Source organism: Halorussus halophilus, assembly GCF_008831545.1.
Taxonomy (GTDB): Archaea; Halobacteriota; Halobacteria; order Halobacteriales; family Haladaptataceae; genus Halorussus; species Halorussus halophilus.
In genome coordinates this window covers 1,325,610-1,344,529 of sequence record NZ_CP044523.1, presented here as the reverse complement: position 1 = coordinate 1,344,529, position 18,920 = coordinate 1,325,610, and the positions used below count along the sequence as shown (strand labels likewise).

Below are 18,920 nucleotides of genomic sequence, written 5' to 3'. Positions count from 1 at the left end.
AATGAGCGTTACCATCGAAAAGAAAGGACTCAGTATCGCACGCGCAGACCAAGACGACTTAGAAAAGTGGGACGACCTTGTGGAGAAGTCCCCGCACACGAACGTCTTCCACTACCGCGAGTCGCTCGCGGTACAGGCCGAACACGCAGACGCCAAACTACATCCGCTCATCGGCTACAAGGGACAGGAACCGGTCGGCATCTTCCCCGTCTTCGAGAAGCGAAAGGGCGGGATGACGATGGCGTTCTCCCCCGCGCCTGAACTGTGGGTGTCGTATCTCGGCCCGGCGATGGTCAACTGCGAGAAGCTCAAACACCGGAAGGCCGAGCGTCGCGCGTGGCGATTCGTCGAGGGCTGTCTCGACTGGATAGACCGCGAACTCGGCCCGAAGTACACCCAGATTCGCCCCGACGCGTCGTTCCGCGACGTACGACCGTTCGAGTGGAACGACTTCGACATCCAAGTCCGACACACCTACGCGGTCGATTTGACCCCTGGCGAGGAGGACGTGCTGATGGCGTTCTCCAGCGACGCGCGCGGGAACATCCGCACGGAGGGAGACTTCCGCGTCTACGAAGGCGGCACGGACGAAATCGAGGCCATCATCTCGCAGGTGCAGTCGCGCCACGACGAGCAGGACAAAGACTACGGGGTCACTCCGGCGTTCGTCACGGACCTCTACGAACACCTCCCGGACGGCGCGGTTCGGCCCTACGCGCTCGAAGCCGACGGCGAAATCGCTGGCGGGATGGTCGCCCTAGAGTTCGGCGACACCATCTACCGCTGGCAGGGCGGTGCGAAACACCGCCACGAACTCCCGGTCAACGACCTCGTGGACTGGAAAATCATGACGGACGCGATGGACCGCGGCGTCGAGACGTACGACCTCGTCGGCGCGAACGAGCGCCGACTCTGTGAGTACAAAGCGAAGTTCGGGCCGGAATTGCGGTCGTACTACAGCATGGGGCGCGGAACGCGTGTGACGAACGCGCTGTCGAGCGTCTACAAGCGGTTCAAGTAACGAGGTTGCGACGGTCGATTGCGAGCGACTGCACGCAGTCGCCCGCGCTCCCTACACTCGGTCGTCCTCGTTTGCGTTCGCGTATTGTCCTCGTTCGCGTTTTATCTTCGTTCGCGTTTCGTCGTCGGCCGCGTTCGCGCCCGACAACTCTGCTTTTCGCGCGGTTCGGAGTTTCTCGCGATTTTCGTCGATTCAGGCACCCCCTGACGGCCGAGTCGCGCCGTTCGCGGCGCGACTCGACGACGGTAGACGCTCTTTGTCCGGCGAGTAGGCACCCGGAAACAATGGACGCGCAGGGTGTAGTTACCCTGACCAGCAACCCGGTCGAACCATCGGTTCGACATCTCTGAGTTCCAATGACCAACGAAAACGCCACAGTCATCGTCGGATTCGACGCGTTAGACTTCAAGTACCTAGACGAGTTCGCCGACTCGCTACCCAACTTCTCGGCGCTCCGCGACGAGGGGGTCGAGGCCCCACTCGAATCGACGTTTCCGCCGTGGACCGGTAGCGCGTGGCCGTCGATGTACACCGGGACCGACCCGAGCCACCACGGCGTCTACGGCTTCTTCCACAACGACGACGACTACCCGGACCAAGACGAACTCGTCACCAGAAATCGAGTCCGCTCGCCAGCCATCTGGAACTACCTTGCGGCGCGCGGCGAACCGACCGTCACGCTGAACGTGCCAGTGACACATCCTGCCGAGCCTGTCGAAGGTGTCCTCGTGCCGGGGTATCTCGCCCACGAGGACGACGCGGGCTACCCCGAGGAGATCCGAGACGAGATTTCCGAAGCCATCGGCGAGGAGTACACCATCTACTCGCGAGGAGAGACCAGCGACGACAAGGCCGAGAAACTGGCGGGCTACCTCGACCTCGTGGAGATTCGCGGCAAGGCCGCAGAACACCTGCTCGAAACCCACGACTGGACGGTCGCGTTCGTCCAGATACAGAAGACCGACGCGGTGTTCCACAACTTCGACGAAGCAAACGAGTTCCGCCAGGTGTACGAGCGCGCCGACGAGGTGTTGGGGAGAGTGATGGAGATAGCTGGCGACGACACGAACGTCGTCGTCTGTTCGGACCACGGCATCGGGCCGGTCGATGGCTACACCGTCTACCTGAACGAGATTCTCCGACAGGCAGGCTTCGTGGAGACGACGACTGAGGCCAACAAACCCAGTTTGGGGAGCGAGAAGGCGGTACTCACGGGCGAAGCGGAGGCGGGAGGTAACGGCGGAACGACCGAGGCCGGAGCCACGATGACCGGCCGGGCAGTCTCGGCAGCCACGTCTGCACTCGGTCGCGTCGGCGTCACGCCCGGCGACGCCTACGCACTCGCCTGTCGCGTCGGCGTGGACGACTTCCTGACCAGCGTGCTTCCGGACGCCGCACTCTCGGCCGCCAGCGACGGCGTGGACTGGGAGAACTCGAAAGCGTACGGACGCACCGCCGAACTCGGCGTCCGAGTCAATCTCGAAGGGCGGGAACCACACGGCATCGTCGCTCCCGAGGAGTACGAGACCGTGCGCGAAGACCTCATCGAGACGCTTTCGGCGGTCCGAACGCCCGACGGCGAACCGGCCTTCGACTGGGTCTGCAAGCGCGAAGCGGTGTACGACGGTCCTTTCACGGAGCGAGCCTGCGACGTACTCTTCATGCCGAAGGACATGAACCACGTCCTCAGTCCGAGTCTGGTCGGCCAGCGGTTCGCGCCGATTCGGGACCACGACCACAAACTCCACGGCGCGTTCGTCGGCGCGGGTCCGGCGTTCTCGGGACGAAACCCCGAAGCCCTCTCGCTGACCGACGTGTCGCCAATCGCCATGGCCGCCGCCGGACTCGACGTGCCCGCGCGCATGACTGGTACGGTGCCGGAGGGACTTCTCAAGGAGAGCGTCTCGATTGCCGACTACGGCGACGTGCCCTACGGCACCGAAACTGACACCAGCGACGACGACGGCTCGGTCGAGGAGCGACTGAGCGACTTGGGTTACATCTGAGGGTCGGCGCGTCGCTGTCAGCTTCTTCTGTCGCTCGTCTTATCAGTCCACGGTCCACAGTCGCGATTCGCGATATCCGACCGAAACTACGAACAGGACCCCTGCCGACGAACGCGCAACTGCCGTACGCGCGCACCTTCGGTCGTAATCGCGCGCCCGCCCACTGCAATCGTCGAATCTCGAACTGTACAGCCGTCGGCGTGCATGATGGCGATGCCGTCCCGTTTCCCGTTGGGCTGGTGGAGACAGAGGCGGTCGAAGAGACAGTCGTCACGCCGAGTCGTCAAAATTGCGGGACCAGCTGCTGCGTCGCCCTCGATTCGGACGTCCTCGCAGGTCACTCGCCGGTCGGTCGGGAGTCGTCCCATGCTCGGCATCGAGGACCCCTGTGCGCCCTCGACCGGATTCCGGAGGTTGATGGCAGGAACGTCCTCGTCCACGCGGATTCGGGTGTTGCGGATGGTCGCCGCGCCAGCCTGTCGTCCGACGACGATTCCGCCGGAGCTGTACGTGCCGGTCAGGTTCGTGATGGCGACGTCGCAGTTCTCGATGCGGGCGGTCGCACCCTCCTCCATCCAGATGCCGCGCATGTTGGGCTTCTGACTCGGTTGTTTGGGCTGGTCAACGCGGACCGTGACACCACGGACGAGCGCGCCCGACGGTCCACCGCCGACTCGCACTTGGTCGATGCCGTTGTTGCCGTAGTAGCCACCGAGGACGGACAGCGGCCCGGAGTGTGGCGATGCGTACAACCCTTCCGCCCAGTGTTCGACGTAGCAGTCTCTGAGCGTCAGTTTGCCGACGCTCGATGGGAAGGTGTAGATGGCGTTGCCCGCGGTCGAACCGTCGGGGAGCGAGACGCGGTCGAACAGGAGTTCGGCGTTCGGGTCGCCGACCGAAATTTCGAAGCCGCCTCTGGGAATCCGGCGATGGCCGCGCAGGCTCACGTCCCGCACGACGTTCGTCCCGCCAGTGACGGTGAGGAAGTTTGCGGGGGCGACCCCTCGCGCACGCGTGTCGAGTTCGAACCCTTGGAAGTGGAACTGCCTGAGTTCGTCGCACATCAGCCAGTAGCCCTGTTCGCCCTCGGGCGGGACGAGGGTGGCGTCTTTTCCGACCACGCCGAGGTTACGGTAGTCGATGACCTGCCACGGTTCGAGTCGGTAGCGACCCGGTGGGAAGTACAACAGTGTGTCGTCGTCGAGGTTGTCGTCGAGAACCGGATTTACTACCCGTTCGCCGGACGCGTCCGCCCCGGCGTCGCGGACGTTGACGACTGTGTCGTACTGGGTTCGGAGCTCCTCGATACTCTTCTCCGACTCCTCGGTCACCGAGTCGGGCGGCGTCTCGGTGGAAGTGTCGCCGGGCGACTCCGTCTGAGTGTCGTCGGTCGTTTCGGTTTCTGAGTCGGCAGTCGTCTCTCTCCTCTCCGTCTCGGTCTCCTCGCTCGGCCCTCGGTCGCCACAGCCCGCGAGTGCTGCGAGCGTCGCGGTCCCGACGAGGCGGAGATAGCTACGTCTCGTCGTGGGGTCGGCGTCGCTAGACACGTCAGGAAAGTGGGGTCGTCATTTCATTGTTATGCGCGACCTGAGAGCCGCTAAGTAGTCTCTTCCCTGCGGCGTTCTCGCCGACTAACCAGCGCACCGAACGGTGGCACCCCGTCGGCGAGCCAGAGTGCGAACACGCAGAGCAACAGGCCGAGTTCGAGCGCGAGGTAGGTCGAGAACGCGCCCGAGAACAGTTCGCCGACGAACCGGGCAAACAGCAGTCGAACGATTTCGAGGAAGCCCACGCTCGTCGGCGACTCAGCGGCTGGCACGAGCGGCCAGAGCAGAAACCCGACGTTCGGCTTGCCGCCGACGATGACTGGGTAGAACACGTCACCCGGCAGGTGCGAGAGGTAGCCGACGGCGAACGCGGTTCCGGCCCCGCGAAAGTCGCTGGTCGGGTTTCTGGCGGCCGCTCGCCGACCGAGTGTCACCGCGAGCAACGCGAGCGGAACCGCGACGAGCGCAGAGTGTGCCAGCGAGTGCCCGCTGGGAAGCACGCCGAAGGTCCACGCCAGTGGCTTGTCCACGAGGTCGGGGAACTGCGTACCGACTGCGAGCGCAACGACCGGAACTGCGCGTGGCGCGCGCCCGTATCTGACCCGAGCGAACAGCGAGTAACAGAGGTAGCCGACGGCGAGATGTTCCCACGGCCACATCGTCAGGCGGAGACGTTCACCCAGACGTGGACGTGTTCGTCGGCGTTCTCGGTGGTCGGGTCTTTCGGCGGGTCACCCGTGTAGAGGAGGTAGGTCAGTCGCAGGTTCTCGCCGGTCATCGTCGGCGTCACGTCGTGGCGCGTCCGCCACTCCTCGCCAGCTTCGACTGTGGGAGTGAACCGAGCGAGTTGCCTCTCTTGGACGACTCTGGCGCTCTGGTCGGCGTTCTTCCGGACGCGTTGGAGTTCCACCACGACGGTGTAACTCGTCTGGCGACCCTCGTGGTTCTGGAGTTCGACGACGATCGGCTTGCTCTCGCCGCGCGTGAACTGCGAGGGGTAGTCTTCGGCGACGAACTCGCCCGTCTCGTTCTGCGTGAGCAGCGAGATACCGGTCGAGCGCTGGCCGGGACCGGGTGCGGCGACCGCGTAGCCGATTGCCGCGACGGCGAGGACGACGGCGATTGCCAGTCCGACGTTAAGTGCGGTGTCGGTCGGACCGCTCCGGAGGCCCGCACGTGCTTCCGTGAGCCATCGGCGGACGGGAACGCTGAACCGCCGGTCTGTAGGACGGTTGAAGCGACGAATCGCCGCACCGACCGAGCAACCGAGCGCGATTGCGACTACGCTGCCGAGGACCGACGCCGGGCCGATTCCCCACGGAGAGACAGCCAGTGCGATACCGAGCGGCGGCAGGAGCGCGAGACTCACCCCGAGCCCCAGTGCGAGGCGTTCGGTGCCGCTGATGCCGTGTTCTCGGGCGCGAGCGACCGACTCGCCGAACGACGAGTCTCCTGTGCCCATTCTCCTCGCGTCGTCTGGCGTCGCCCCCGGGAAGAGGAGCGACACAAGCGCGTAGCCGGGCGCGAACAGTAACAGCGGGACGCCAAGTGCGACTGCGAGTGGCGTGCCGTAGACGCCCGACTGGAAGACGACGACTGCCGCGACGACCACGTAGCCGACGACTACGAGCAGGTCGAGCGGAACCGTCGGGCGAGTCAAACGCTCTAACAGCGTGTCGTCTGCCGTTTCGTGACTCATAGTTGGTGTGGTGTCCGGTGTACGTCTCGTCGGCCGGAGAACCGGCAGACGGGCTGTCGGTCGGGCTGGCCACCGCTTCGAGAACTCATTACGAATCGCTATCGAGTCGTTGCCACTTTGTTATCCCCTGGCTGTCGGTCAGTAGTCAGTCGTTACTCGTGCAGGTTCGGTGTCGTCCGGCGAATTCCAGCTGACTGAAACGAGTACCGCGTCGGTCGATGCTTTCGAGCGAACAGCGGTTCAGAGCGGCCCTACTCCCGATTCAATCGGCGTATAACAAAGCCCTGAAAACGGATATATCGAGAGTAACGTCCGGTTCGTGGCGCTAGGCGAAGCGGACGACGAGCTAACGTCGGAATACTACCGAACAACGGCAAGTTACCATGGAATTACAGACTGGGATACACGAACGGGGGAATCGACAATGAGACGCGCGCTCGTTAGCGTCCTACTGACGCTACTCGTCGTCGGCGCACCGATCAGTGGGTCGGTAGCCGCAACCGACACGACGAGCGTGGACACGAACGTGACGAGTACGTCGGCGAACGCCGCCGACATGCCCGACTTAACCGAGCGGTGGAGCGTGGCAGTCGGCGGACAGGGCGACGACAAACTGACGAAAGGTATCCGCGTCGATGGCGGTTACCTCGTCGTCGGATGGACCGACGCGTCCACGAGCGACGGCAGACACGACGGCTACGTCGCGCTCGTGGACGAGAGCGGTCGGACGGAGTGGGAGCGCACCTACGGCGGTTCCGGGACCGACCGACTGTTCGACGTGCAGGCAACCGATGGCGGCTACCTCCTCTCTGGGTTCGAGAGTGAAGGCAGTCGCGAGAACTCGGACGGCTGGGTCCTGAAGATAGACGAGAGCGGCGAGGTCCAGTGGGAACGCACCTACGGCGACGACGGACCGGACGCCTTCTGGACGCTCGAACAGTCGGGCAACGCCATCTACGTCGGTGGCTGGCAGAAAGACGGCGACACCGAGGCGTGGCTGATGGAACTCGACCGGAACGGCGAGGAAGTCTGGAGCGAGCAGTACGACACGCCTCGGTCGAGCGCCGACGAGTACATCAACTCGCTGTTCGTCACGAACTCCGGCAAACTGCTGTTGACCGGGACGATTCGCGGCGACGGCACCGACCCCTCCGACGCGTGGGTCATGAAGACCGATAGCGAGGGCGAACTCGAATGGGAGCGCACCTACGGCGGTGCCGAACTCAACCGGATTCACGACGCAACGAAAGCCGACGGTGGGTTCGTCCTCGCCGGACGGAGCATCGACAACGGCGACGACCAACAGGACGCGTGGGCCCTGAAAATCGCGGGCGACGGTACCGTCGAGTGGGAGCGGACCTTCGGCACCCCGCGAGACGACGCCTTCTACGGCGTGCTGGCCGACGACGACGGTGGCTTCGTCCTCTCGGGCGCGAAGAACAAGTTGAGCCAGAACGGTGCGGACGGCTGGATGCTGAAAGTGGACGCCGACGGCAAGAAGCAGTGGGAGCGCTCGTACGGTCAGCGTTCGTGGGACAAGTTCTGGCCGGTCATCCACGGCAACGGTGGCGGCTACCTCGCGGTCGGTGAGACGACCAGCTACGGAGACAACCGCGACGGGTGGCTCGTCCGCATCGGCGGTCCTGCGGTCGCTGCAATCGAAGACAGTGCACCGAACGCGAGCGGTTCGACGGTGGTGCTCGAAGGTTCTCCCGTCCGCTCGGTCACGCTCTCGGACGCGAACGTCTCGGGCGTGCTGACCGTTGCAGAAGAAGCGGACGTCTCCGCGCTCTCTCCGCCCGGCCGACCCGTCTACGCGGTGACGCTCGGTGGCCCCGACGCGCTCGAAAACGGTTCGGCGACTGTCGAGTTCTCGGTGCCGACCGAGGCACTCGACGCCGAACTGTCGGACCTGCGCGTCGCACAGCGCACCGACGACGGCTGGGTGCTTCGAAACACGACGCTCGTCTCCGAGACCAACGGCACTGCGACGCTTTCGGCAGATGTGATGGGGACCGGTACGCTCGCGGTGACGGCCGTCGCCGCGCCGGAAGCGAACATCGCGGGACCACAATCCGTGCTGGTCGGCGAGGAGATTACGCTCGACGCGAGCGGGTCAAGCGCCGAGAACGGAACCCTCGAAAGCTACGAGTGGTCCATCGCGGGTGCGACCCAGAGCGGCGAGACGGCGAGCGCCACGTTCTCGGACCTCGGCGAGACGAACGTGACTCTGACCGTCACCGACGCCGCGGGACTGCGCGACTCCGCGACGGCGACGGTGATAGTCAACGACGAACCGACTGCGAGCATCGACGCACCGAAGGACGTGTCGGTCGGCAAAGCCGCGACCTTCACGGCGGACGTGACGGACGAAGTCGGTGACGTGACCGTAACGTGGCAGTTCGGCGACGGCGAAGTGACAGGTACCTCTGTCGAGCACAGTTTCGGCACGCCCGGTACCAAGACGGTTACAGTCGTGGTGACTGACGAGTACGGGGCGAGCGTCACCAAGGAACTGACGGTGAACGTCGGACAGCAAGACGCGAACGCCGCGACCGACACCTCGTCCGGCGACGGAAACGAGAACAGTGGAACGATTCCGGGCTTCACCCCGGTAATTGCAGTAGTCGCCCTGCTCGCGGCCGCTCTGTTGGCTCGTCGGGCGGCTTGAGTAATCGTTTCACATCGTTCCACTATCGATTTCACGGGCGTAACGGTCTGTTACGGTCGGGAAAGTGGCGCATACTAAAGGGGTAGTCGGGGCAAGAAAGAATCACGCAGAGACGGTGACCTACCTTGAGTTGGACCATCCCCACTGACGACCTGGACGAATCGTTCGAAGACGGCGAAGTTATGCTGGCTATCGACGACAGCCAGGATGGACAGACGACCGTCATCGCGGACGTGTCGAACGAAGAGGCATGGATGTCCATGCCGTACGACGAGTCACACACCCTCTCGCAGTGGCGATAACCGGCGAACGCCGGACGGACTCCCGCTGAGCCGATTCAGCACGGGAAACTGCACTGCGTCATCTAACGCGGTCCCACGTTGGGGAACGTGGGCCGCATCGGGCACCTGCCCGAGTTGGAATGTGTTGGAAATGCGACTGCGGAAACGTGTATTTCAGTCGTCCAGTGCGGTCGTGGCCGTGAGGAAGCTACGACCACCCTGGACGGGACGAATCGACCGATAGATCAGGGTTTCCCCAAATATCGGGGTTGATAGCGGCTCTACAGCCCGATAGAATCTAGTGAAACAGTCAAAACATTTTTATATCAGTTTCTGATTCCGCTGGATAGCAAACTGTTTTTGTCGTCTGGGTCAGCAGACGGCTACATGAACACGACAATCACGATACTCGCGCTCCTGACGGGATTCGTCACTGGGGCACTGTTCGAGTTGCTCCAACTGCCCGCGCCGGTCCCGCCGGAACTCCCCGGCGTGATGGGCATCGTCGGCGTCTACCTCGGATTCAAAGTCGTCAGCTACCTCGGCTACAGCGTGGACCTGCTGAAGATGCTGGGGCTGGCAGGGTAGAATCGCCACAATCGCGCTCCTGCGGCGCGCTGGCGGTGCGGGGCGGAGTCGTGCTGTGCTGTAGCCGTGCTGTAGCTGTGCTGTGGCACGGTCGGCGGCTGCGGTAGACGCACCAGCACGGCGCAGACGCGAGTAGACGGCCTGCGGCCGTGAGCAAAGAGTGGTGGCAAGGCGCGCGAAGCGCGCCGTCGTCACCCGACGAGAAAAAAGGTCGTCGGTCGTTAGTAGCTACGTTCTTTCGGCTCGTACTCTTTTTCGCCGTCCAAGATGGTCGGCTTGTACCAGAGCTTCGGCGTGCCCTCGTTCCACGACAGCAGCGTGTGCTTGAGCCACTCGTCGTCTTTGCGCTCTTGGTGCTCCTGTCGCCAGTGTGCGCCGCGGAACTCGTCGCGCGCGAGCGCACCGAGCGTGATGGATTCGGCGAGGTCGAGCAGGTTCTGCATCTCGATGGTGTGGATGAGGTCCGTGTTGAAGGTGCGAGACGGGTCGTTGACGTACACGTCCTCGTAGCGTTCGCGGACTTCGCGGATGTCTTCGAGCGCCTGTTTCAGGCCCTCTTCGTTCCGGAAGACGTTGACGTTCTCCGTCATCGACTTCTGGAGCTTCTCGCGGAGTTCGGCCTGCTGGACGCCCTCGTCCTTTTCCAGGAGGTGGTCCACGCGCGTTCGCTCGTTCTCGACGGCGTGGCGAACGGTCTCGTCGGGACTGGTGATAGCGGTCCCACCGTCGGCAACCGCGTCCTCGTCGCTCGTCGCCACTGCACCGGGTTCGACTGGCGTGTCGAGACCGTCTTCGAACTCCGTCTCCTCGGTCTCGCCGGTCGAAATCTCGGCTTCACCGAGGTCTGTGCCCGCGGCGTGGCGTCCGGCGCGCGCACCGAAGACGATGAGTTCCGGCAGCGCGTTGCCGCCGAGGCGGTTCGACCCGTGGACCGAGACGCAGGCACACTCGCCCGCGGCGTAGAGTCCGGAGATACAGGTCTCGCCGTTCTCGTCGGTTTCGACGCCACCCATCGCGTAGTGCTGGCCGGGCTTGACCGGCATCGGCTCTTCGAGCGCGTCCACACCTTCGAAGTCGCGTGCGAGGTGGAGGATGTTTTCGAGGCGGTCGGTGATGCGCTCTTCGCCGAGGTGGCGCATGTCGAGGTGGACGTACTCGTCCTCGACGCCACGACCGTTGTTGACCTCGGTGAGTTCCGCGCGGGCGACCACGTCACGAGAGGCGAGTTCGCCGTCGTTGTTCGCGTAGCCGTACTCGAACATGAACCGCTCGCCCTCGTTGTTGTAGAGGATGCCACCTTCGCCACGGACGCCTTCGGAGATGAGGACACCCGTGGAGGGGAGCGTCGTCGGGTGGAACTGGATGAACTCCATGTCCTCCAGTGGGACGCCCGCACGATATGCCATCGCGGCTCCGTCGCCTGTGTTGGCGACGGCGTTCGTCGTGTGGTCGTACACCTGACCGAGACCACCGGTCGCGAGGATGACGCCGTTCCGGGCCTTGAAGCCCTGAATCTGGCCGGTCTTGATGTCGTAGCCGACGACACCGTGACACTCTCGCTCCTCGGGGTCGTCGTGGTCGGTGACGGCGAGTCGGCTCACGTACCACTCGTCGTACACCTTGATGCCGCGCTTGACGACCTGTTCGTACATCGTGTGGAGCAGGTGGTGTCCCGTCTCTGCTCCGGCGTACGTGGTTCTTGGGAACGAGAGGCCGCCGAACGGTCGCTGAGAGACGCGTCCGTCGTCTTCGCGGGAGAACGGCATCCCCCAGTGTTCGAGTTGCACCGTCTCTTTGGGACTGTCCTGTGCCAGCGTCTCGATTGCGGGGGCGTCGCCGAGGTAGTCCGACCCCTTCATCGTGTCGTAGGCGTGCAGTTCCCAGTCGTCGCCGTCGCGGAGTGCCGCGTTGATACCGCCTTCTGCCGCGCCGGTGTGGCTTCGCACGGGGTGGAGCTTCGTGACGAGGGCTACGTCTGCGCCCTCCTCGTGAGCGGCGATGGCCGCCCGAAGTCCCGCGCCGCCAGCACCGACGACGAGTACGTCGTGTTCGTGCATGATTGAGGCTTAGGATTACCAGAATTTGAGGTTTTGCTTCACTGCTTCCCGCTTGAGTTCCTGGATGTGTTCGGTCAGCGGGATATCTTTCGGACAGACGTTCGTACAGGAGAACTGGGTCTGGCAGCGCCAGACGCCGTGTTCTTGGTCCATCACGTTCAGGCGATGTTCCTTCATGTTCTCGCCTTCGCGCTCGTCCATGGCGAACCGATACGCCTTGTTGATGGCCGCCGGACCGAGATACTGGTTGTCGCCCGCCGCGACGTTACACGAGGACATACACGCGCCACACCAGATGCAGCGCGTGGACATCTTCACTTTCTCGCGGTTCTCGCGGCTCTGTCGTTGCTCTTCGAGTTCGTCGCCCGGCGTCTCGTCGGGTTGGAAGAACGGCTCGACCGCCTCCATCTGGTCGTAGAAGTGTTCCATGTCCACGACCAGGTCCTTGACGACGTCCTGATGGGGCAACGGTTCGATGCGAACCGGCGTGTCGAGGTCCGAAATCTGAGTCTGACAGCCGAGTCGCTGGCGACCGTTGATGAACAGCGCGTCGGAGCCACAGACGGCCTGTCGGCACGAGTGGCGGAAGGTGAGCGTCGTGTCGAAACGGTCGCGAGCGTAGATGAGCGCGTCGAGGACGGTCATCCCCTTCTTCTTGGGGACGTAGAAGTCGTCGAAGCGCGGTTCCATCTTCCCCTCGACTTCGGGGTCGTAGCGGAACACCTTCATCTTGAAGGTGTCGTCGGTCTCTGCGACCGGTTCCGAGGCAGTCTCCTGCTCGCGGCGCTCACGCTTCTCGGCGCGACGTCGGTCGCCCGGCGTCTGCGGTTCTTGTTCGGCCGGTAGTTCGGCCTCTTCCGCTTCGGCCTCTTGCTCCTGTGCTTCGGTCTCTGATTCTTCGATTTGCGTACTCATGCTATCACTCCCGACATGACCAGCGCGAGTCGGACGCCTTGGAACGCCAGCGCGAGGCCCGCGATTCCGAGGACGAGTTGCACTGCGCGCTTCGTGCTCCCGGTGAGGCCCTGATTCAACAGTGCGGCGTAGACGCCGTTGACACCGTGGAACGTTGCGGTCAACAGGAACAGTATCATTGTGAGGAGGTAGCCCCACTGCTCCATGCGGGCCGTCGTTCCGGCGAACGTGACCTCGTAGGCGTGGTGGTAGAAGTGCAGCAGGAAGAAGTGGAACGCCAGCACTGCGACGAGGAACGCCGCCGTCACGCGCTGGAGCAGCCACGGGAGACTCCCGCTGCTGAACGAGGAGTAGCGCTCTGCCATTTTAGAAGGCCCCCTCGATGAACGTCGGAATACTCGCCAGCACGATGAGTGCGGTGACGACGAGCGACGCGTAGAAGCTCTTGTCTTGCGATTCCAGTCCGAGGCCGAGGTCTACGAACAGCAGGCGGACGCCGTTCAGAATGTGGAAGACGGCGACGGCCAGCAGTCCGACCTCCATGACGCGGACGACGAGCAGGCTTTCGAGCCCCTGAATCGTCGTCGTGTACGCGTCAGACCCGGACATAGCGGTACTCAGTACGGCGATATGAGTGAACAGGTAGCCGATGAGTACCCACCCGGTGAACTTGTGAAGTATCCAGGCCCACATTCCGGCCGTAAACTCCCGCCAGCGGCCGAAATCTTCGATGAGGCCTCGATTATACGATTGACTCATACTTGTCCGTTCGGAGGGTTGGACTCGGGGCAAATAGAAGTTTCTACCTCTGTCCGTCTGTTCGCTCGATGAAGTCAACGCAGTGAGAGACGACGCCGGTTCCGACGGAGAAAGAGTCGGGAAGTAGAAAAACTAGATATTTTCAATCGTCACCGACTCTCGGGCGGCAACGTATGCTCCGGTGGCGGTGCCGCGTCCCCGTTCGGGTCGTCGCTCTGTGCCCGGTCACGTTTGAGTGCGCGCCGCGTGTCCGCCTCCAGTTCGACCATGTGACAGAGTGGATTCCCCGGATAGACGACCGGGTTCTCAAGCACCCCGACGAGAAGTCCAGTGAAGGGTGCTTCCACGCTGTCGCTGTCGGTCTTGAACGGGTTCGTGATGGTACAGATTGTGTCTCCCTCGTAGACGAGCGAGCCTCGGTCGTAGTGCATCTCGACCAGTCCACCGGTGTCCGCCCGGAGCCACGTCTTCTCCATGTCCTCGTCGATGATGGTGCGCCAGCCCGGCCAACGAACCGCGTTCGTTCGGTGGACACCGTACTCTGCGAGAACGCTCTTGACGCCCTCCAAGCCGCGGTCGATGAACTGTCGCTGGAAGCGATGGGCTTCGCCCATCTCGATGGTAATCGTCGGGACGCCGTAATCGCTGGCTTCTCGACGCAAGGTTCCCGATGGTCCCGACGAGGAGATGATGACGTTCGACCCGAATGCCTTGGCGAGTCGAGAGACTTCGGGGTCGGAGGTGTCCCCACGAACGTGGAGCATGTTCGTCCGGCCGCGCGTCGAAGTGTGAAAGTCCAGTCCGAGGTCACACGGTGCGATGAAGTTGCGGAATATCTGGTGGGCCATGCGCTTGGCGCTGGTCGAACCCGCGCGTCCGGGGAACGACCGGTTCAGGTCGCGGTCGTAGATGGGGAGGTAGCGTTCTTGGGCCAGAAATCCAGGGACGTTCAGCACCGGCATGCAGACTAAGGTTCCACAGAGGTCGTCGTGGTTCCACTCGTGGGCGACTTCTCTGACGACTTCGATGCCGTTCAGTTCGTCGCCGTGGGCCGCCGCGGAGAGGAACACCGTCGGACCCGGTTCCGCGCCGTTGACGATGGTGACGGGGATGCGAACTGGGTCGCCCAGATACGTCTCGCTGATACCGTAGCGGATGTTCTGGGTCTCGCCCGGTTCGACGATGCCGCCGTTGTACGTGAACGCCTCAGCGTCCGACCCGGCCATACGTTCCCCTCGGGCGGCGGGGTATATAAATGCGCGGCAGTTGGGTTTCGGCGGACGGGTCGCTCTGCGGTGATTCTCCGACGAAGGGAGTAAGCAGCGACTCACCTAGAGTAACGTCGATTACGCTTCTCGGGGCCGCCCCGCTCAGCGCGGAACCATCAGTGGACCCTTTTTATGGGAGCGGAAACAATATTCGTTGTATATGAGCGACGACGGTTCTGGTGTGCGCATCGGTGTACTGAGTCTCCACAACAGCAAGGAAACGAAAGCCATTCTCAACGCGATAGAGGACCTCGGACACGAACCTCACTGGCTTCGGGAAGAGAATACGGCCGTCAACATCGAAGACGGAACCGTCGAACTAGAACCCGACGTGGACCTCGTCGCCAATCGTCTGCTCTTGTCGAACACTGAACAGCCCTCAGAGTCGCTCGGTCTCGCCAAAATCTACGACGAAGTGCTCCCAGTGTTGAACAGTCCGAGTTCCGTGATGACGGCTATCCACAAGTTCTCGACGGCGACTGCGCTCGCCGAGGACGGGATTCCCGTGCCCGACGCACTGCTCGCGCTGTCGAACGACCGACTGAACGACGGCCGCGACAAGTTCGGCGAGGAAGCCGTCTACAAGACTGCTATCGGCACTCACGGCGGCGGCACGTGGAAGGTCGGTGCTGACGAACTGGTCAATCCGCGCGTCGGCGACCGGATGGCCTTCTTGCAGGAACTCATCGAGCGCGACGACACCGCACACCGGGACCTGCGCGTCTACGTCGTCGGCGACCGCATCGTCGGCGCGATGAACCGCTACGCCCCCGAGAACGACTGGCGGACGAACGTTGCGCTCGGCGGGGACGTAGAGGACATGACCGACAAGATTCCGAGAGACGTCGCCGACATTGCACGCGACGCGGCCAACACCATCGGACTCGACTACGCGGGCGTGGACCTCATCGAAGGCCACGACGGTTGGTACGTCCTCGAAGTGAACCCTACTGCAGGATTCAAGGGACTGTTCAAGGCGACGGGACGGAGTGCCGCCCCGTACATCGCGCAACTCGCCATCGAGGAGGCTGGCGGCTCAGTGGACGAAGCGAAAGTCGAAGACCTCTCGGCGTCGCTGGACGACTCCGTGCCCGCCTGCAAACCGATGCCGAAGGACGCACCCTCCAGCGAACCAATCGTCATCGGCTACACCGAAGAGGTGCTGGTCAGCGGGACCAGTGGCTCGGAGATGGCGACGGCGAAGTCCGACACGGGCGCGACCCGGACGAGCATCGACACGAAACTCGCGGCGAAAATCGGCGCGGGCCCCATCAAGAGTCTGACCCGCGTCAAGTCCGGCAGTCGGAAGGGGAGCAAGTCCCGGCCGGTCGTGGACGTGGTGGTCGGCGTCGGCGGGAACCGTCACACCGTCACCGCGAGCATCGAAGACCGCAGTCACATGGACTATCCGGTCCTGCTCGGCCGCGACATCCTGAAACACTACCAAGTGGACGTGCGCCGCCGCACCGAGGAAGAGTACAGCGACAAAGAAGAGACGTTAGAAGAGGAAGAAGAGGAAGAATCGAAGTAACGAGCGTCACGGACGACACGGCATAACTCTCAGTCTTCGGACTCGTAACTCGCCCAGATGTACTTCGTCGCCACAGACCGATAGGGTCGCCAGTGTTCGGCGATTTCGCGCATCTCTGCGCGAGTCAGTTCCCCGGAATCTGTCCCGTACAGTTGCTCGATACCCTTGCGAACCGCGAGGTCGCCGAGCGGAAGCACGTCTTCGCGCTCCAAGACGAAGAGCAGATACATGTTGGCAGTCCACTCGCCGATTCCTTTGATTTCGGTGAGTAGTTCGATTACTTCCTCGTCGGAGTGGTCGGCCAATCCTGCTTTCGTGTAGTCGTCGGTCTGGAACGCACGTGCGGCGTTCCGCATGTACTCGATTTTCATCCCTGAGAGACCGGCATCACCGAGTGCTTCGTCGTCCGCCGCCAGAATTGCCTCGGGCGTCACGTCGCCGTCGAGGAGGTCGAACACTCGTTCCCTCACGGCCGCCGCACTGGCTGTCGAGAGTTGTTGGTTGATGATGGACACGCAGAGGCGTTCGAACTCGTTCCAGTTTCGTTCCGAGTAGGGGTCGTAGCGGTCGAGTAGTTCGGCCATCACGGGGTCTTCTCGTAAGACTGAGTGGGCTTCCTCGCGCATGCTGATTAGTGACGGTGAGAGCCGAGAGAGGGAAAGACTCACGGTTCTCGTCCGCTCAGACCGTAATCTGCTCGCCGTCGAACGTCGTCAGTTGCCAGCCGTCGAACTGGTCGGCGAGGTGCGACGTGTGCTTGCGTCCCCAGAGTAGGTCGAGCGCTACCTGTTCGCCGAGACGGAGTCCCGCTCGGGCGTCGCTGGCGTAGTGAACCGTCGCCCAAACCCGGCCGTACGCCACGTTGGCCGCGAGTTTATCGACTTCGTCTCGAAGCGTGAGGTCCTGTTCTACGTCGCGTCTCAGTTGCGTCCCGTCGGCACTGGCCCGAACGGGGTCGTCGAAGACGAACGACTCGTCGAAGTACGCCTTGATGACCGTGGCGCACGCTCCCGCGACGGCGGCGTGTCCCGACGGGTACGCGGGGTGGAGCGGTGCGCCCTCGGGATACACCTGCGGCAAGAGGTAGGAGTCGTGACGGTCGTAGATGCGGTCGAGAACCGGTGAATCGAGTAGTTCGTCGGGAATCGGGTAATCTGCCTCGTCGGTCAACTGGTTGTGTATGCGTCCGCCGTACTTCTCCGGGCGAAGTCTGCGGTGCAGGAGCCACTTGTGGAACCACGCGGCACTCAGCGCACAGTCGAGACAACTGACGACGGCGTCCATCGCGTCGAAGAACCCGAAGTTGACGAACGGAACCGAGGGGCCGCCCGTCTCGTAGGGAATCGAAGGGTCGAGCGGCGCGCCCTCGAACGGTAGCGTGGGGTTGACCGGCGCTTCTCTCCCGAGCAAGAACAACACTGCGCTGTCGAACGGCTGTATCGGCACGTCTTCGTGGACGAACTCTGCGAGGTCTCGACCGCTCCGGACGTACCGCTCCGTGTCGTCGAAGTACTGTGTCGTACTCGGAGCGGCCCCGCGCTGACTGGCGAGCCACTCGTCGTAGTCGGTCACGTAGAAGATGCCCGGTTCTCCGGTCCGGAGTCGCTGGTCCACCTGCAAGGCACCGCGGGCGTACGTCTGCCAGAGGAACTGCGAGATTCGTGGCCCGGGTCGGTCGCCCGCGACGTCGGCGAACAGCGTCTCCGCCGACGGGTCACGCCCCGAAAACTTCTGGAGGTCGGCCGCCGCGTCCGCGACACGGTCGCTCTCGCCGTACTCCGAGAAGGGCACGTCCAAGCAGTGGGTGCGCCAGTACAGACCTGCCATCTCGGCGGCGGCCGCCTCGCTCTCGAACGCCGGTGGTGGCGGCACCGCCGTGTCGTGTGGGTCGCAACCGACGAGTTCGAACCCGAACGCGGCCTGTGGATCTTTCAGCTGCCGGGTCCCGTCGCCGAGTGGCACAGCCTCGAAGTCGTCGGGGTCGCCAGTCTCGAGCGCGTGGTCGAGCGCCTGATACGCGTCGGATGAGACCTCTCCAGTGTCGTCGTGCGGAAGTCCCTTCGAAAACGTCGCTATTTGGTCTTCGTACCGCTCGCGGTCCCCGTTGGTTTCGTACGCTGGCTGTGAACCGTCGTAAAGTTGTGCTTTCGCGACGTACTTCCGCATGCGATAGGCGGCCCGAACTCTCCCGTCTTCCTCGTATTCTGCATCTCCGTCGTCCGAATTGCTCTCAGACTCCTCGCGAGCGTGCGCTCTATCGGCAGGCAATCCAGTGGCCAAAACTCCCATGCTACCTACGAAGCCTCGGCGCGACACTGCGGATTCTCGTTTCGACGGGTCGTCTCTCGCTCGGTCGTTCGGTTCGTTTCCCATAGTCGCGGGAAGAGCGACGAACAAGAATATAAAGGATACAAGCCGCTCGCCGATACATATTCGATTCTTCTAGAATTTCGTGAAAATTTCCAACTGTCGGGCGAATAGTCGGACGACTTCGAACCTACTCGAAACAGAGAAGTGGATGACAGTGTTTCGGAGGGCCGAAGCGATTCGTCGCAGCGACCGGACGAGTGGAACGGT

The 18,920-nt window shown here is 63.1% G+C and carries 16 protein-coding genes; 6 read left to right on the top strand and 10 right to left on the bottom strand.

Translation table 11 applies throughout. The features are described from left to right. Window position 1 precedes the first annotated feature (1 nt). Together F7R90_RS06625 and F7R90_RS06620 are read left to right on the top strand one after the other, a co-directional pair. Complete coding sequence (locus F7R90_RS06625; protein WP_158056469.1) at window positions 2–1,021, top strand: lipid II:glycine glycyltransferase FemX; 1,020 nt, start codon at window positions 2–4, stop codon at window positions 1,019–1,021. A 356-nt stretch (window positions 1,022–1,377) separates the two neighbouring features. Then, window positions 1,378–3,027 (top strand): alkaline phosphatase family protein, encoded by a 1,650-nt coding sequence (locus F7R90_RS06620; RefSeq protein ID WP_158056468.1) that lies wholly within the window; start codon window positions 1,378–1,380, stop codon window positions 3,025–3,027. An 86-nt stretch (window positions 3,028–3,113) separates the two neighbouring features. Here F7R90_RS06620 and F7R90_RS06615 read toward each other — a convergent pair whose 3' ends face one another. From F7R90_RS06615 to F7R90_RS06605, 3 genes are read right to left on the bottom strand one after another with little or no spacing between them, the layout of a single operon-like run. Next, window positions 3,114–4,574, bottom strand: coding sequence for a hypothetical protein (locus tag F7R90_RS06615; RefSeq protein WP_158056467.1), 1,461 nt, complete (start codon window positions 4,572–4,574; stop codon window positions 3,114–3,116). A 50-nt stretch (window positions 4,575–4,624) separates the two neighbouring features. Further along, entirely contained in the window at window positions 4,625–5,233 is a 609-nt protein-coding gene (locus F7R90_RS06610; protein ID WP_158056466.1) for a metal-dependent hydrolase, read from the bottom strand. A 2-nt stretch (window positions 5,234–5,235) separates the two neighbouring features. Further along, entirely contained in the window at window positions 5,236–6,273 is a 1,038-nt protein-coding gene (locus tag F7R90_RS06605) for a DUF1616 domain-containing protein (RefSeq protein WP_158056465.1), read from the bottom strand. Window positions 6,274–6,697: 424 nt separating this feature from the next. On the opposite strand from F7R90_RS06605, the gene F7R90_RS06600 reads away from it, so the two are divergent. The 3 genes from F7R90_RS06600 (at window position 6,698) to F7R90_RS06595 (ending at window position 9,813) form a co-directional block, all read left to right on the top strand. After that, window positions 6,698–8,944, top strand: a complete 2,247-nt coding sequence (locus F7R90_RS06600; RefSeq protein ID WP_158056464.1) for a PKD domain-containing protein — start codon at window positions 6,698–6,700, stop codon at window positions 8,942–8,944. Window positions 8,945–9,069: 125 nt separating this feature from the next. Beyond that, a complete protein-coding gene (locus F7R90_RS22095; RefSeq protein WP_192498468.1) occupies window positions 9,070–9,246 on the top strand; it encodes a DUF7556 family protein in 177 nt (58 codons plus the stop codon). A gap of 366 nt (window positions 9,247–9,612) precedes the next feature. Beyond that, the gene (locus F7R90_RS06595) at window positions 9,613–9,813 is read left to right on the top strand and encodes a XapX domain-containing protein (protein WP_158056463.1); all 201 of its coding nucleotides are present in this window, start codon (window positions 9,613–9,615) and stop codon (window positions 9,811–9,813) included. 221 nt (window positions 9,814–10,034) lie between these two features. On the opposite strand, the gene F7R90_RS06590 is transcribed toward F7R90_RS06595, so the two are convergent. The 5 genes from F7R90_RS06590 to F7R90_RS06570 all read right to left on the bottom strand — a co-directional run bounded on the left by F7R90_RS06590 (window position 10,035) and on the right by F7R90_RS06570 (window position 14,770). Further along, window positions 10,035–11,870 carry an FAD-binding protein gene (locus tag F7R90_RS06590; protein ID WP_158056462.1) on the bottom strand — a complete coding sequence of 612 codons (1,836 nt, stop codon included), beginning with the start codon at window positions 11,868–11,870 and terminating at the stop codon, window positions 10,035–10,037. 15 nt (window positions 11,871–11,885) lie between these two features. After that, on the bottom strand, window positions 11,886–12,785 hold the full coding sequence (locus F7R90_RS06585; protein ID WP_158056461.1) for a succinate dehydrogenase/fumarate reductase iron-sulfur subunit: 900 nt from the start codon (window positions 12,783–12,785) through the stop codon (window positions 11,886–11,888). Next, window positions 12,782–13,150, bottom strand: a complete 369-nt coding sequence (locus F7R90_RS06580) for a succinate dehydrogenase (RefSeq protein WP_158056460.1) — start codon at window positions 13,148–13,150, stop codon at window positions 12,782–12,784. Before F7R90_RS06580 ends, F7R90_RS06585 begins: the two co-directional genes overlap by 4 nt. Window position 13,151: 1 nt before the next feature. Continuing rightward, the gene (gene sdhC / locus F7R90_RS06575; RefSeq protein ID WP_158056459.1) at window positions 13,152–13,544 is read right to left on the bottom strand and encodes a succinate dehydrogenase, cytochrome b556 subunit; all 393 of its coding nucleotides are present in this window, start codon (window positions 13,542–13,544) and stop codon (window positions 13,152–13,154) included. A gap of 149 nt (window positions 13,545–13,693) precedes the next feature. Further along, a complete protein-coding gene (locus tag F7R90_RS06570) occupies window positions 13,694–14,770 on the bottom strand; it encodes a succinylglutamate desuccinylase/aspartoacylase family protein (protein WP_158056458.1) in 1,077 nt (358 codons plus the stop codon). 202 nt (window positions 14,771–14,972) lie between these two features. On the opposite strand from F7R90_RS06570, the gene F7R90_RS06565 reads away from it, so the two are divergent. Beyond that, the gene (locus tag F7R90_RS06565) at window positions 14,973–16,343 is read left to right on the top strand and encodes a RimK family alpha-L-glutamate ligase (RefSeq protein ID WP_158056457.1); all 1,371 of its coding nucleotides are present in this window, start codon (window positions 14,973–14,975) and stop codon (window positions 16,341–16,343) included. A 29-nt stretch (window positions 16,344–16,372) separates the two neighbouring features. Here F7R90_RS06565 and F7R90_RS06560 read toward each other — a convergent pair whose 3' ends face one another. Both F7R90_RS06560 and F7R90_RS06555 read right to left on the bottom strand, forming a co-directional pair. Beyond that, entirely contained in the window at window positions 16,373–16,969 is a 597-nt protein-coding gene (locus F7R90_RS06560; protein ID WP_158058855.1) for a DNA-3-methyladenine glycosylase family protein, read from the bottom strand. A gap of 55 nt (window positions 16,970–17,024) precedes the next feature. After that, the gene (locus F7R90_RS06555) at window positions 17,025–18,632 is read right to left on the bottom strand and encodes a vanadium-dependent haloperoxidase (protein ID WP_192498422.1); all 1,608 of its coding nucleotides are present in this window, start codon (window positions 18,630–18,632) and stop codon (window positions 17,025–17,027) included. Between the last annotated feature and the right edge of the window lie 288 nt (window positions 18,633–18,920).

Coding starts and splice junctions, on each gene's coding strand:
- F7R90_RS06625 (WP_158056469.1), top strand. CDS start 2: ATGAGCGTTACCATCGAAAAGAAAGGACTCAGTATCGCACGCGCAGAC.
- F7R90_RS06620 (WP_158056468.1), top strand. CDS start 1,378: ATGACCAACGAAAACGCCACAGTCATCGTCGGATTCGACGCGTTAGAC.
- F7R90_RS06610 (WP_158056466.1), bottom strand. CDS start 5,233: ATGTGGCCGTGGGAACATCTCGCCGTCGGCTACCTCTGTTACTCGCTG.
- F7R90_RS06605 (WP_158056465.1), bottom strand. CDS start 6,273: ATGAGTCACGAAACGGCAGACGACACGCTGTTAGAGCGTTTGACTCGC.
- F7R90_RS06600 (WP_158056464.1), top strand. CDS start 6,698: ATGAGACGCGCGCTCGTTAGCGTCCTACTGACGCTACTCGTCGTCGGC.
- F7R90_RS06595 (WP_158056463.1), top strand. CDS start 9,613: ATGAACACGACAATCACGATACTCGCGCTCCTGACGGGATTCGTCACT.
- F7R90_RS06590 (WP_158056462.1), bottom strand. CDS start 11,870: ATGCACGAACACGACGTACTCGTCGTCGGTGCTGGCGGCGCGGGACTT.
- F7R90_RS06585 (WP_158056461.1), bottom strand. CDS start 12,785: ATGAGTACGCAAATCGAAGAATCAGAGACCGAAGCACAGGAGCAAGAG.
- F7R90_RS06580 (WP_158056460.1), bottom strand. CDS start 13,150: ATGGCAGAGCGCTACTCCTCGTTCAGCAGCGGGAGTCTCCCGTGGCTG.
- sdhC (WP_158056459.1), bottom strand. CDS start 13,544: ATGAGTCAATCGTATAATCGAGGCCTCATCGAAGATTTCGGCCGCTGG.
- F7R90_RS06570 (WP_158056458.1), bottom strand. CDS start 14,770: ATGGCCGGGTCGGACGCTGAGGCGTTCACGTACAACGGCGGCATCGTC.
- F7R90_RS06565 (WP_158056457.1), top strand. CDS start 14,973: ATGAGCGACGACGGTTCTGGTGTGCGCATCGGTGTACTGAGTCTCCAC.
- F7R90_RS06560 (WP_158058855.1), bottom strand. CDS start 16,969: ATGCGCGAGGAAGCCCACTCAGTCTTACGAGAAGACCCCGTGATGGCC.
- F7R90_RS06555 (WP_192498422.1), bottom strand. CDS start 18,632: ATGGGAGTTTTGGCCACTGGATTGCCTGCCGATAGAGCGCACGCTCGC.